Annotated in this window: 19 protein-coding genes; 2 read left to right on the forward strand and 17 right to left on the reverse strand. The window is 54.0% G+C overall.

Features of this window, described 5'->3' with window-relative positions:
• Positions 1–117: 117 nt before the first annotated feature.
• From DL346_RS11975 to DL346_RS11985, 3 genes are read right to left on the reverse strand one after another with little or no spacing between them, the layout of a single operon-like run.
• Positions 118–570, reverse strand: a complete 453-nt coding sequence (locus tag DL346_RS11975; protein WP_112882353.1) for a GNAT family N-acetyltransferase — start codon at positions 568–570, stop codon at positions 118–120.
• 44 nt (positions 571–614) lie between these two features.
• Complete coding sequence (locus tag DL346_RS11980; protein WP_112882354.1) at positions 615–1124, reverse strand: GNAT family N-acetyltransferase; 510 nt, start codon at positions 1122–1124, stop codon at positions 615–617.
• Entirely contained in the window at positions 1111–1596 is a 486-nt protein-coding gene (locus DL346_RS11985) for a GNAT family N-acetyltransferase (protein WP_112882355.1), read from the reverse strand. The genes DL346_RS11980 and DL346_RS11985 overlap by 14 nt, the downstream gene beginning before the upstream one ends.
• A 216-nt stretch (positions 1597–1812) precedes the next feature.
• On the opposite strand from DL346_RS11985, the gene DL346_RS11990 reads away from it, so the two are divergent.
• On the forward strand, positions 1813–2718 hold the full coding sequence (locus tag DL346_RS11990; protein WP_112882356.1) for a phosphotransferase: 906 nt from the start codon (positions 1813–1815) through the stop codon (positions 2716–2718).
• Between the two features lie 31 nt (positions 2719–2749).
• Here the strand turns inward: DL346_RS11990 and DL346_RS11995 are convergent, their stop codons facing one another.
• From DL346_RS11995 to DL346_RS12010, 4 genes are all read right to left on the reverse strand, one after another.
• Positions 2750–3526, reverse strand: a complete 777-nt coding sequence (locus tag DL346_RS11995; protein WP_240633138.1) for an aminoglycoside phosphotransferase family protein — start codon at positions 3524–3526, stop codon at positions 2750–2752.
• A 47-nt stretch (positions 3527–3573) separates the two neighbouring features.
• On the reverse strand, positions 3574–4188 hold the full coding sequence (locus DL346_RS12000; protein WP_112882358.1) for a GNAT family N-acetyltransferase: 615 nt from the start codon (positions 4186–4188) through the stop codon (positions 3574–3576).
• 72 nt (positions 4189–4260) lie between these two features.
• A complete protein-coding gene (locus DL346_RS12005; RefSeq protein ID WP_240633139.1) occupies positions 4261–4809 on the reverse strand; it encodes a GrpB family protein in 549 nt (182 codons plus the stop codon).
• 17 nt (positions 4810–4826) lie between these two features.
• Positions 4827–5678, reverse strand: a complete 852-nt coding sequence (locus tag DL346_RS12010; protein WP_476739440.1) for a formylglycine-generating enzyme family protein — start codon at positions 5676–5678, stop codon at positions 4827–4829.
• A gap of 255 nt (positions 5679–5933) precedes the next feature.
• On the opposite strand from DL346_RS12010, the gene DL346_RS12015 reads away from it, so the two are divergent.
• The gene (locus DL346_RS12015) at positions 5934–7346 is read left to right on the forward strand and encodes a sulfatase family protein (protein ID WP_240633140.1); all 1413 of its coding nucleotides are present in this window, start codon (positions 5934–5936) and stop codon (positions 7344–7346) included.
• 123 nt (positions 7347–7469) lie between these two features.
• Here DL346_RS12015 and fosB read toward each other — a convergent pair whose 3' ends face one another.
• The 10 genes from fosB to DL346_RS12065 all read right to left on the reverse strand — a co-directional run bounded on the left by fosB (position 7470) and on the right by DL346_RS12065 (position 12960).
• A complete protein-coding gene (gene fosB / locus DL346_RS12020) occupies positions 7470–7892 on the reverse strand; it encodes a metallothiol transferase FosB (protein WP_112882360.1) in 423 nt (140 codons plus the stop codon).
• A gap of 37 nt (positions 7893–7929) precedes the next feature.
• A complete protein-coding gene (locus tag DL346_RS12025; RefSeq protein ID WP_112882361.1) occupies positions 7930–8535 on the reverse strand; it encodes a hypothetical protein in 606 nt (201 codons plus the stop codon).
• Between the two features lie 16 nt (positions 8536–8551).
• Complete coding sequence (locus DL346_RS12030; protein WP_112882362.1) at positions 8552–8764, reverse strand: helix-hairpin-helix domain-containing protein; 213 nt, start codon at positions 8762–8764, stop codon at positions 8552–8554.
• A gap of 28 nt (positions 8765–8792) precedes the next feature.
• Entirely contained in the window at positions 8793–9299 is a 507-nt protein-coding gene (locus DL346_RS12035) for a GNAT family N-acetyltransferase (protein WP_112882363.1), read from the reverse strand.
• A gap of 29 nt (positions 9300–9328) precedes the next feature.
• A complete protein-coding gene (locus DL346_RS12040; protein ID WP_112882364.1) occupies positions 9329–9994 on the reverse strand; it encodes an HAD family hydrolase in 666 nt (221 codons plus the stop codon).
• A gap of 33 nt (positions 9995–10027) precedes the next feature.
• The gene (locus DL346_RS12045) at positions 10028–10693 is read right to left on the reverse strand and encodes an HAD family hydrolase (protein ID WP_112882365.1); all 666 of its coding nucleotides are present in this window, start codon (positions 10691–10693) and stop codon (positions 10028–10030) included.
• 20 nt (positions 10694–10713) lie between these two features.
• Complete coding sequence (locus DL346_RS12050; protein ID WP_112882366.1) at positions 10714–11148, reverse strand: NUDIX domain-containing protein; 435 nt, start codon at positions 11146–11148, stop codon at positions 10714–10716.
• 178 nt (positions 11149–11326) lie between these two features.
• Entirely contained in the window at positions 11327–11878 is a 552-nt protein-coding gene (locus DL346_RS12055) for a hypothetical protein (RefSeq protein ID WP_112882367.1), read from the reverse strand.
• Between the two features lie 19 nt (positions 11879–11897).
• Positions 11898–12242, reverse strand: a complete 345-nt coding sequence (locus tag DL346_RS12060) for a hypothetical protein (protein WP_133257527.1) — start codon at positions 12240–12242, stop codon at positions 11898–11900.
• A 100-nt stretch (positions 12243–12342) separates the two neighbouring features.
• The gene (locus DL346_RS12065; protein WP_112882369.1) at positions 12343–12960 is read right to left on the reverse strand and encodes a TVP38/TMEM64 family protein; all 618 of its coding nucleotides are present in this window, start codon (positions 12958–12960) and stop codon (positions 12343–12345) included.
• Positions 12961–13117: the final 157 nt, after the last annotated feature.

Below are 13117 nucleotides of genomic sequence, written 5' to 3' on the forward strand. Positions count from 1 at the left end.
TGTTCGCAATGCAAGAGCCAAATGCAGGATGCCCTCTTTTTTTCTTTCCAGCCCATCCTCCACGGTCTCAAGCCCATAAAAAAAGCAGCCCAGAACGAAATTCGTTCCGAACCGCCGCTACCATTCCAGCCTCAGCCTGATCATATCCCGGCAAGGGATGCCGTTCTCGATAATCGGCTCCGCATAATGCCTGACGAAATAGTCGCGCTCCACGCCCGTCACGCGAAACCCGCATTTCTGGTAAAGCCCCAGCTGTCCAAGGCTGGAATTGCCCGTCCCGATCTCAAGCTGCCGGTAACCCTGCTCTTTGCAATACCGCACGGCGTGTTCGATCAGCTTTCTGCCGTATCCTCTGCCTTGGCAGTCCTCTCGCACGGCAATATTCATGATTTCCGCCGTCTTTGGCCGGGTGGCGAGCAGCATATACGCGCCGACCGCCGCACCGTTCTCCTCCATGACCATGCAATCGCACCGGTCCGCATAAGCATCGATCGCCTGCCGCTCCGGATCGGCCAACAGCAGCAGCTCGTAAGGCAGCGTCTCGCCTTCACCTAATGAGCGGATCAACATCCCGCGCTATCCTCCTTTTCCGCAGCCTATGTAGTTATGCTTCCTTAATCAATCCGGTATGCCATAAGCTCTTCATCGTAATAGATCCCGTTATGCTTGAGCGCCCTTCGTTCAAGGCCATACACCTCAAAGCCAAGCGACAGGTAAAGCCCTCTCGCCTGCTCATTGCTCGCGACAACCATGAGATTCACTTGCTCAAGCCCGTCCACCAAACGTGCACGGTCAAGCAGCTCCGACATGAGCTTGCGCCCGACGCCCTGCTGACGTACGCTTGCTGTAACGTACATCCCCCACACGAAGCCTTTATGCCGCATTTTGACGGACTCCTCTCTGCGGAAGCCGACCATGCCGACAAGCTCCTCTTCTGTCGTAAATGCGCCCAGAACAAACTGATCCGCACTCACCTGAATCCGCGCCTTAACCGCCTCGAGCGGCGTTGCCAACGCATCTTCATAAGTCGACCCGAACGCTTCCGGGCTGCTGCGCAGCGCTTCCAGTCTTAATCGCCAAAAAGCTTCCGCGTCATCCGGCGTAATCGTTTTAATCATCGCCATTCGGCAATTCCTCCTTCAGAGGTAGCTGATAGATTTTGGTGGCGCCGCCATCCAAATAATAGCCAGGACCATAGTAAGTCCACCCATATCGCTCATAATAACCGTCAAGGGTCGTGCTCAAAAACAGCTGCGTGTGCCCCTTCTCCTTAAGCTCCGACGCCACATGCGCCATCAAGCTGCTGCCGAGTCCATTGCCCCTGCAGGCCGGATCCACATAGAGGCACGCGAGCCACGGAAACAAGTCCTGCCGGCTGATGAGATCGTTGCGCAGCACGGCGCACATCCCGATCAACCGTTCCTGCTCTACCGCTACATAGAATTTCGGGAGGTCGATGTCCGCCTGCAAAGCATGCACGATACAATCGCGATAAAACGCATAATTCCGCTCCGTTCCCCACTGGTTCCATATGTACATGACTGCTCCATCGATAAAAGCCTGCGGCTGATCCTGCAGCCGTTCGAACCGGATCATCCATCCAGCCTCCTCCCGATTCATTGATTCAAATGGCAAAATGTAAGGCCACCCCCTGAGGGATGGCCTTTGCTGCTTATGTAGAGATAAAAAAGAGTCCTGAAATTTACCAAGACCTTATTCAACATCATATCAGCCGGAAAATGATAAGTCTATATCTTTTTCGCCAAATATGTAAAAATGTGTTTCTAGACTATAGCGGGAGGTAATTCCGAAATGATTCCAGCATGCTTTTCAGATCATCGCTCAAAGCTGCGTTTGCTGAATGAGGTTACGGAATGGTCCTTATTAAGGAAATGGGCTCTTTCGGAGGTCTACCGAGTAAAGATAAGAACCGGCGAGACACGGATCATCAAGTGGGGCGGGAGCGAAATGGCGGGAGAAGCGGAGATTTACCGTCAATTGGTGTACCCGCTTCAAATTAAAGCCCCGCTCATTTATGAATATGTTGAACAGAATAACAGCGGAGTCATGATTATGGAGGACGCGGGCGAACTTAATCTGGAACAGCAGCCGCTCCCTGTCCATTTTCTTGAAGCTGCCAGAGAATTGGCAAGATTAAGAGCGAGAGCAACCGCCAATTTAGAAAAGCGTGTTCTCACTAAGGAGATCGTTAACGCGTACTCGGTTTCGATGAATGATTTTCTCGCGCTTCTGGATGATCTGTTGAAATCGCCTAAGCTGACGGAAGCAAGCGTATTACGAAAAGTAAAAAAAGCGCTGCCGGCCCGATTGGAGCGACTTTATCAAACCGTGCCTATCTCCATCGTCCATCATGACTACCATGCAAAGAATCTGTTAATTCAAGAAGACGGCGGCATGATGCCGATTGATTGGTCCATCGCCTACTTAAGTCCCCACCTCGGCGACCTGTACTGTTTGACGACGGAGGCTCGCGCTTTGTGCGGACTTTCGAGGGACGAAATCATGGCGGCCTACCTCGAGGCAGCCGAACTGCCTGCCGATCAGCTAAACTGGCAATTGCGAATAGGCGGAATATGCTGGTTGATCAAGACATTACGCTGGCTTGCCTATGGCGGAACCGAAATTATCCCTGGATCGGAGGCGTGGATACCGGATCTATCGAAAGATGTCGAGCATCTGTACGCGGAAATGGTATGAATGAACGTTTTTGGCCCGGCCCAAGACCCCGCTATGCAAGCGAATTTTGCAAAACGATGCGATGGCGCAGGATCCATGCTGCAGCCCGCGCTCTCCAGGCAAGCCCCCAAAGCGGCCCTTGACAGTCTGGAGTGATTTGATTTTCAATGGCTTCTTCAGCGGTCTCGCGTACAACTACTTCTAAGATCAGATCGAATAATTCCAGCCTCTGTTTGGGGTTTACACCGTACGCGTCCACAAGGAGCCGAAGCTGCCGGGCCCGGACATCAAGCGGAGGCAAGCCCACCCTCTCGGCAACATCGTCGTCATGAAGCTGGGGAAAGAGCCAGCAAACCCGAGCGAGTTCAGCCAATGGATCGACCGGGCCGGCAAACTCCCAATCAATCAGCGCAAAGGGAACCCCTTCTCTTGTGACCATATTCCACGCTACATCGCCGTGACTGTATACGCGCTTCGATCCGCCCAGCCCGCGCAAGAACCATGGTTTCCACGCCGCATTGGCAGCAGGCTCGAAATCGGAAGAAGCATCATGCAGCCTGCGCAGCATGCTTCCGACTTCCGCTAACGCATCGTCACTCCAAGGGCCCGGGTGAACAAACTCCCCGTCGATGTAGCTCAGCATTTCCCGGTTCTCCGCATCTAAGCCGGAGCCAATGACGGATGGCAGCGATGTAAAGCCGGATTTCCGCAAATGCCGCAATAACGAGTGAATGCTTGGCGTCCACGGACCTGAAGGCCGAAACACGATGTTCTCTTTGCGACTGACCGACTTCTCCGAAGAAAGAATGATTTCGTCGTTCTCTTTCAAACAATTTACTCCTTCCCTATTAGACATAGTGCGATCCAAGCATCAGTTCATCGGAAATCGATGCGCATCACGACCCGACGCGCGGTGGGTCTGGTTACCTCGCGGAAACCGGCCGCGGCAAACGCGTTGCGGCTGCCAACGTGGAGCTCGCCCCAGGTGATCTCCCGTCCTGGCACGGTGATCATCGGGTACCCCTCAACGGCGCGGGCGCCCCGACGCCGGGCAAATTCTAGAGCGGCGCGCGCAAGCTCGTAAGTGATCCCGCGCCGGCGATAGCCGGTGCGAACAATAAAGCAAGTCATAGCCCAAACGCCATCGTCGTTCTTGTCCTCATTCCGTCCCGCCCACGGGACCCGGCTGCTTAACAGCTTACTGTAGGCAGTCCGGGGCTCGATCGCGCACCACCCGACGGGCTCGCGGTCGAGGTATGCGACGAGACCGCTCGTTGTGCCCGACTCCGGGTTTCCGCAGTCGGTCTGGGCGCGCAGCATGAAGGCGCGTTCGTCGTCGTCAATCTGATTCCATTGCGAATTCGGGATCTTGAACCGCTGGCAATAGCACCGTACCGAATGGCATCGGGCCGGCCCTAGTATAGCGTCTAAGTCCTCCCAAGACGCCTCGTTAGCGGGCACAATAGTGATGACGCCGCCTGACGTCGACATGGATACCGCCCCCTGTTTGGGATAGTTGAAATATAGCGTTTGGTTTCCCCTCTGACTGGCTGTAACCGCGAGCTACATATCCGTCGGTTCCGGCTTCCAGCCGGTCTCTTGACTCCACCTGCTCGCCCGGCGCATGATCTCCCAAATATAAGGCTCCTTCTCATCCACATACCGTTGGCGGTCATGCTTGCACTGTTCCATAAGCCGGGTCTTTACGCCGGCATAATAGTCCGCATCGGTGCGGTTCCATCTCAAGTAGTCGCGAAAAAGCAGCGCGAACTGCTCTCCGAAGCTCCCCGCCTCACGAACGTGGATGTGGGTGCGCCCCATCCCCTGCCCCTCTCGAAAATACCGCTTGGTCCGCTCCGTGTTGTCCGCTCTAAACACGTAGCCGAGCTGTTCAAATCCGCTCAGGTAGACGTCCACCGGCTCCAGCGAGCGGACCGAAACCTGAATATCGATGACAGGCTTGGCCGCAAGTCCCGGAACCGAGGTCGAACCGATATGGTCAATGCGCTGAGCGACGTCCCCGAGCGCTTGGCGCAGCCAAAGTGCGATGTCGCGAAACTCCTGAGCCCACCCGGCATCGTAAGGAACCATGACAATCGGGTCCTTCATCATCCGTTCACTCCCAACTGCTATGACTTGAATGACGCGACCATGCGGAACCCGCAGTTCCCGGTCGAGCTGTCCGGCGTGTTCGAATTTCTCGCCGCTACCCGGTAACGGTTGCAGTACGATTTATGGCAAAGATAGGAGCCTCCGCGCATGGAGCGCGCTTGGGCAGGCTTCGTATAGTGCGGGTTAACGCCTGAAGTCGTCATATGATAGTGCGGCGTGAACCAATCGCTGCACCATTCCCAAACATTGCCTGACATATTGTGCAGCCCGTAACCGTTCGGCTTGAAGGCATGAACGGGCGCCGTACCGAGATAACCGTCGCTCGCGTTGTTTTTGACCGGGAATTTGCCCTGCCAAATATTGCAAAGATGCTCGGCGTCCGGCTTTAGCAAGTCGCCCCACGGGTAACGCTTCTGAACGAGCCCGCCTCTAGCCGCGTACTCCCACTCCGCTTCGGTCGGCAGCCGCCCGCCCTTCCAGTCACAGTAAGCCGCCGCGTCGTTCCAGGATACGTGCACGACCGGGTGATCGAGCCGGTCCGCGATATCGGAATCGGGTCCTTCGGGCTGGGCCCAATAGGCGCCTTTCACGGCAAGCCACCATGGCGTGCTTTGCGGCGATCCTGCCGAGGCCTGCTTGGCCTGTTCGGACGCTAGCAAATGAAACACATACGACCAGCCGAACTTTTCCGCCTCCGTCACGTAGCCGGTCGCCTCCACGAACGCTTGAAATTGCTCATTGGTCACCGCGTACCGTGATATATAAAACGCATCCAGCTTCACGCTGCGAATCGGGCCTTCTCCGTCCTGCGGAAAGCCTTCCGCATCATCCGTGCCCATCAGAAATTCCCCGGCCGGAATAAGGACCATATGGTCGTCCTCTTGAAGCGACGACAGGACAAGCTCCCCGCCGCGCAAAGCGCCGGCATGATCCGTACCAGGCTCGCCTGAAGAAGACGCGGCGATCTCGCCGTCGGCGTTTCGGCTTGCACAGCAGCAAGCCCTAGGTTGATCCATCATTTTGATTGCCTTCCTTTCCTTGTAAAACCCCGTTGTAGACGCTTCCAAATAATTATTATACAATAACCGTGAATCTATCGAAACGTTTCAAAGAAGGACAGGTGAATGAAGATGAGCACTTCTGCCCCAAAGAGACCGAACATTCTGTTTATTATGTCGGACGACCATGCTTCCCACGCCATCAGCGCTTACGGCAGCAGAATCAACGAAACGCCGAATATTGACCGCATCTCTGAAGGCGGCATGCGGTTCGACAACTGCTTTTGCACCAATTCCATCTGCACGCCGAGCCGCGCGGCCATTTTAACGGGCCAATACAACCATATTAACGGCGTGAAAACGCTAGGCGACTCGTTCGACGGCAGGCAGACGACCTTCCCGAAGCTGCTGCAGCAGGACGGCTACCAAACCGCGATCGTCGGCAAATGGCATCTCGGCCATGGCGGCAACGCCGACCCGACCGGCTTCGACTACTGGAGCATCCTGCCCGATCAAGGGGATTATCACAATCCCGTCATGATCGAGATGGGCGTTTCCCAGAAATTCGATGGCTACGTGACCGACATTATTACCGATAAATCGCTGGACTGGCTGAAAAATCGGGACAAGAACCGGCCGTTCATGCTCATGTGCCATCACAAAGCGCCGCATCGCCACTGGGAGCCGGATGAGAAGCATATGCACTTATACGAGGATATCGACATTCCCGAGCCGGAAACCTTTTACGATGACTACGCCACCCGCTCGCAAGCTGCTGTAAACGCCAAAATGCGCATTGAGGACCTGCATGAGCTGGATACGAAAGGCGCTCCGCCTGCCGGGCTTACGCCGGAACAGGAGAAGAAATGGAAATATCAGCGGTACATCAAGGATTACCTGCGGTGCATCGCCTCAGTCGATGACAATGTAGGGCGCTTGCTCGATTACCTCGACGAAGAAGATGAGGCGAACGATACGATCGTCATCTACACGTCCGACCAAGGCTTCTTCTTAGGCGACCACGGCTGGTTCGATAAACGGTTCATGTACGAGGAATCGCTGCGCATGCCGTTCCTTATCCGTTATCCGCGTGCCATTGAAGCCGGCACCGTAAGCGACACGATGATTTTGAACGTCGATTTCGCGCCTACCTTCCTGGACTACGCCGGCCACCCGATTCCGGAGACGATGCAAGGACACAGCATCCGGGAAGTGCTCGGAGGCGCAGCGCCGGCTGACTGGAGAACGTCCATGTACTACCGCTATTGGATGCATCTCGACGGCTGCCACGAGGTCTACTCCCACTACGGCATCCGGACGCAGCAGTACAAGCTGATCTACTACTATGCCCAGGCGCTCGGCACGACGGATTCCCGTGACGAATCGAAGCCGCCGGAGTGGGAAATGTTCGATTTGGCCAAGGACCCTTACGAGCTGAACAACGTGTATAGCTTACCGGAATACGAGCAGACCGTGAAGGCGCTCACGCGGGAAATGGAGCAATTGATGAGCGATGTCGGCGATGAGCCGCTGCACTAGCATAATGCAAAGCACGATAGGATTCGCCAGAACGGACACGAAACAGCTAAGCGCCGCACAGTCGGACTTAGCTGTTTTTTGCTTGCATCCAGTGGCGAATTCTGGCGTCGCCCCCTGCGTCCCCTAAGTGAAAAACTTCATGTGCGGCTTCGTGTTCCGGTAATGGTCCAATCGATCCTGCAGCGTACCGGTGTGGAGCTCGAACTTGTGCCCGTCCGGGTCGGTAAAATAAATCGATTTCCGGTCCTCCGCTTCCCTTGACCGGCCAGGAAGCACGTTCACGCCTAGCCGCCGCAGCTTGTCCTGCCAAGCGTCGAAGTCCGTCTCCGCAATCGTAAACGCTAGATGCGTGTAGGACCGGTGAATCTCGTTTCGCGGAATGTCCCGCTCCTCATTTAAAGCAATCCACAAACCGTTCAAATCGAAATACGCGAGCGATCGCCCCGTCACGAGAAGCTGCGCCCCGAACACTTGCTCATAGAAAGCCACCGACCGTTCCAAGCTGGATACGGAGAAACAAAGATGATTGATACGTTCTACCTGCATGACACACTCCGAATCTCTTTATTTTGTGCGAACCATTTTAGTCTGCTTCTGTGCTTCCATTGAGCCAGTCAAATAAATTCATTAACCGTTGTTCGAGTTTTAGCGAATTGACCAGGCAATCCGCAAGCGGCATTACGGCAAAATAAGAACGCTTATCTTCACTCCCTAGCACGCAAGCATCATACACAATGCTGATCTCAAACCCCTTGAGCGGTACGCCGCCGGCTGCTTGCACGATAGCTGATAAAACTGTATATACCCGCCAAGCATCGAACGTCCTTTCCAAGGCGAGCCTTCCGGCATAGCTGTCCCACCAAGCAAGGAAGCTTTGATAGAAGCATTCATACGGCTCCCAAGCCCCTTCGCTATGAACAAACAGCGGCTCGAAGATCCGCTCCCGGTGCGCCGCGAAGAGTTTCAAGTCGTTAAAAGGATGTTCGGCAATGCTCGCAGATGCCTCTGCCCATATGTTCGCGAACCCTGCTTCAAAATCATCCGCAAATGGAAGCTTCAGATTCGGCAAATAAGGAAACTTATGCCTCTCTCCTCGTGCAGCGTCGCGCTGGTTCAAATACATATTTTGAATATAGATCAGATAGTTCAGCGTGTACGCCGACTCGCTTCTCATCGTCAAGGTTTGCAACCGACCGCTCCCCTTCTCATTTCCCGCTCTTGAAAGCCAGCCCTTTCGACTTCATCGCCTGCCGAAGCAAATCGACGGCCTTCGGGCCGATGCCGTGCAGCCCGCTCAACTCCGATTCGCTCAGGTTCGAAATATCGGCCATACTCCTGAGACCCGCACCGGCAAGCGCCCGTTGCGCCGGCTTCGCCAATCCGGACGGAAGATCGTTTTGCTCCACATGCTGTGACAAATTCCTTTCCTCCTTCTATGCGTTTTACCTATATTACTTTCCAACCGAGCGCCGTTTCGATCAGCAGCTGCTCGCCGATCTGAATCTCCTTGCTCCCAATAACGGCGCCGCCCATTTTTTCGTAGAAATGCAGAGCCGGATTATCCCTCAGCACCCAAAGCATGAGCGAGGAATAGCCTCTGGCTTTCAGCGCGGCGGCCATTTTTGTGAAGAAACGCCTCCCGTAGCCTAGCCCTTGAGCTTCCTTCAGTAAATAGACGGCATACACCTCAGCGTCGTAGACAAGGTCTGCCTCACGGCATTTACCTCCTGAAATAAAGCCAACGATTCGGCCGTCAGGCTCTTCGGCGACAAACGTCATTTCATCCGGCTGCGGATGGTTGAACGCCAACAGCCTATTCCGAATCCGTCCTTCCAAGGTTAAGCCTGCCAGGTAAGAGTCTGCGATAATACCCGCATACGTTGTCTTCCAGCTTTCCAGATGCACCTTGGCGATGCCTTCGCAGTCATCGATAGAGGCCATTCGCATGATCATTTGACGCCCCTCCCCGGACATTCAAGACGTTATAGATGCTGCATAAGTTCCCTTGGGCTTCTCAATTTCATGAACTCGCTCTGTATATAGGTGTTATACCAATACGCATGAAAGACACGCAGGCCCGCGCGCGCTGCGCCTTCCAACTCATTGGACCCGCCGTCGCCCACGAAGGCGCAGTCTTCAGGCCTCACTTGCAGCCGCTCGCAAGCCAGCGCATAGATTCTCGTATCCGGCTTGCTGCACTTAACCTCATAGGAGAAGATGCAGTCGTCAAAATAGTCCGCGAGCCGCGAGTCCCGCCAATGGCTAACCTCTTCTTCCGTGCAGTTGCTGATGAGCCCGATCCGGATACCCTTCCTTCGCAAATCGGCCAACAAGGTTACGATTTCGTGCTCTACATGCTCGAAAGGAAGTACCTTTTCTTGCAACCGAGCCTCGTAGAGAAATTGAATCGCATCTTCGTCAACCGTGAGCTCTCTGCCGGATAGGATGTCTAAAATGACCTCCCGATACGAAGCAAAATGCCCGTTCATCCGCTTCACCGAGCGTGCAGCCCATTCAGCCTTAAACGCTTCGTTGGGAATTCCGAGCAACGTATTATAATCATAGCTGCGCTTCGATCTTCGCCGGCCGTTCTCGAACTCGGTGATTAACGTTTCGAACAAATCAAAGTATATGGCTTGGATGGACACACGGTCATCTCCTCCGTAAGATTTCCCGGCATCTCACAGCAGCTCGATCAATTCGCCAAGCTGCCTAATCGTATGCAGCGGTTTTGCCGTCAACTCCTCACGCCAAGGATGATTCACTTGAATCCATATCGTTTCCATCCCCGCCGAGGAAGCCCCTTCGATATCATTCACCGGATGGTCGCCGATGAAGATACATTCGCCTGCTAGCAGCCCCAAGCGTTCGAGCGCCATTTCGAAAATTTTAGCATCCGGCTTCTTCACGCCCGCTTCCTCGGAAACAAGAATAAACTCAAATGCGTCGCGAAGGCCGAGCCGATCGATTTTGCCGTATTGCATGTCATTTCTTCCATTTGTAATTAATCCGATTCGATAGTTTTGTCGGCGGAGATAGGCAAGCAACTCATGGGCTCGATCCATAAGGACCGCATTACTCATATATTCGCGTTTGTAATAAGCAGCTAACTCAGCGTGGCTAAGCGTTTCCCGCCAAGGCAGCTCCTCAATCAGCTCCGCAAACAATGCATTACGGTCTTTATACCCATCCCGGTCAAGCTCCAGAATCCGGTTGTACAGCGCCTCCGTGGATTCGATGTGGCTGAAATGGGTTTGCAGGAATGCAGTCGCAAAATTGCCGAACATCCGGGTCCGATCAAGCAGCGTATTATCCAAATCGAAAATAATGGCTTTCATCTTCTGCATACAGGCGCGTTCCCCCAATGCTACGGATTGAGAATTTGATAATTGGCCAGAGACTCTTCTTTGAAGACGGTTTTGTTTTCCCGGACGGCATCGGCCAATCTCTGGGCGGTAAAGGTGGAGATCGGACGCGGAAGCGCATCCAGCGGGAAGAAGCCGTATTGATCGATCTCATCGTCGTCCACCTGGATGACGCCTTCATAGCTGCGAGCCTTGAAGGTATAGATATATCGGTTCTTATGCGGCTGGAAATAGAGTCCGGATAAGTCCATCTCGCTAACCGAGATGCCGGCTTCCTCCTTCAGCTCTCTTGCTGCCGCGCCCCATGCCGATTCGCCTTCATCCACCATGCCGCCGGGAATGGACCACTGCTTCTTGCCGTACGTTTGGTGAACCAACAGGACCCGATCGTACTTATCGATGATAATGATGCCTGCGGCATCCGTCCCCTTTTTCATGTGATCTCACCCCGTTTCTACCGCAATGAAATTCGAAACTCTTTTCCCATTATAGCAGGGTTTGAAAATGCTGGAAAAGAAAAAGGAGATCGCAATGCCTGCGTGCAGGCATTGTGACCTCCTTCAAATCGATGGCTATCCATTTTCACCTTACGCTAGCGTGGCGATCCCGCCTTCGCTAAACTTTTACTACTCCGCTGTCCGTAATATAGTCCAAGCTTTCTTCAAAATCGCGCTCGATATAGTCATGGGATTGCCACTCATAATGCGTTAAGCCCAGCCATTGCGCAAATTGATAAGCCGGTACCTGCTCGAACAGCTCCTCAAAATCGGTGATGCTCAGCGCTTTCATCAGCTGCTCGTCCGTCACGTCCTGCTGCCGGCCGGGCCTGCTATTGATAAACGCGAGAAGCCTCTCGGCATGAAGCTCCGACACATCGTGGACGATTTCCTCATCCCAGCTGCAATCATAGCGGCAAATCAGCTTGTCCCCTTCATAGAGGCTGAAGGACCAGCCATGATCCTCAGCATATGCATAATAGAGCAGCATCCCATGGTTGTTCGCAATCAGTTCCTCATTCTGAGTATAGATCGGCCCGCTCGGCAGCAGCGTGATCCAATCGTTGATTGCTGGGTACACGTACCCTGAAAGACCTGCCCTTGTCAACAATGCAATGCCTTCCCGACGGTCTTTGCCGACCAGGTGATAGCTTTCGCTGAATTCGCTCATGTCTGAAACCTCCATCATGCTACCAATATCTAATTTTATGTACTCTGCATAAGACGATACAAACCAAATAGCCGATGCACATCACCCCGAACAGTGCGTAACCGCTCGATGAGAACAGCATAAACACGCTGAATGGGACGCTCCATACAAACGCGGCCAGCATCATGATCACTCTCGATTGGAGCAGGCCGACGCCGAAGAGGCAGGCGGGAAGCACAAGCAGGAGGAAAGATTGCAAGGGATCGACTTGATTCATTCCTTCAAAATAAGGATCCTGCCACGCCAGGAACAGCCAGCAGACAATCGAAAGCGCGCTTGCGGAGTAGCCGATGAGTTCAATATGCGATTGTTTGATCGGATTCAAGCCCGCCGCCTCCTTATGCTTCGTTTGTAATACCATGCTCTCCGATTATAGCAGGAATTGTGCGAAACGACCATAATAAGGTGATTTTTAATGCCGTCCATCACGAAGCCGCTTTTGCTTGCCAGATCCTATAGGAACCGTAAACTAACAGCAAAAACAGGACATAAACGCCTGCCACAAGCAGCAGAGACTGCCAATCTGCGGAAATGCGGTCGCCGATAAACGCAAAAATGAGCATCGCCGGCACTTTGCCGAGAAAGGAAGCGCTGGCATAATGCAAGAAGGGAATCGCCGCGACGGCAGCGTAAACATTAACGGCGGTTTGCGGCACGATCGGCATAAGCCGAGCGAGCAGCACGGATTGGAAAGGATGCCGCTCGACCATGGCGGTCCAGCGTTCCGTCAACTTGTAACACCGAAGCAGCGCTCGGCCCCGTTCCCGGAAGCCGTAACGGAATAAGCCGTACATGATCATACCGGCAAGCCAAGCGCCGAGCAAGCTGAGCAGCGCGCCGAGCAGAGGGCCGTACACATAGCCCATCGTGCCGATGACGGCGCTGAACGGGATAATAGGCACGCATGCGAGGCCAACGACTAGCAGGACGATGAGCGGCAGCGGCGCTTCACCCGTTTTCACCCATTGAAGCAGCCCGGTCCGATTCAGCCAAACGATAGCGATGACAAGCGCATAACAGAAAATGATTAATCCGCGTTTCAATCTCCGGTTCACCCGCTTTCTATTTCGCGATTATCGCATACCCGTTTTGCAGGATGCAACACTTCCCATGTACCTATGCATAGAAAAAAGACACCCGTTAAGTGCCGCCTGCACGTGAACCGGCAGCAGCTCGGGTGCCTGTTAGTACAATTCAATC

Origin of the sequence: Paenibacillus montanisoli (assembly GCF_003268025.1) — a bacterium.
In the GTDB taxonomy this organism is placed as follows: Bacteria; Bacillota; Bacilli; order Paenibacillales; family Paenibacillaceae; genus Paenibacillus_Z; species Paenibacillus_Z montanisoli.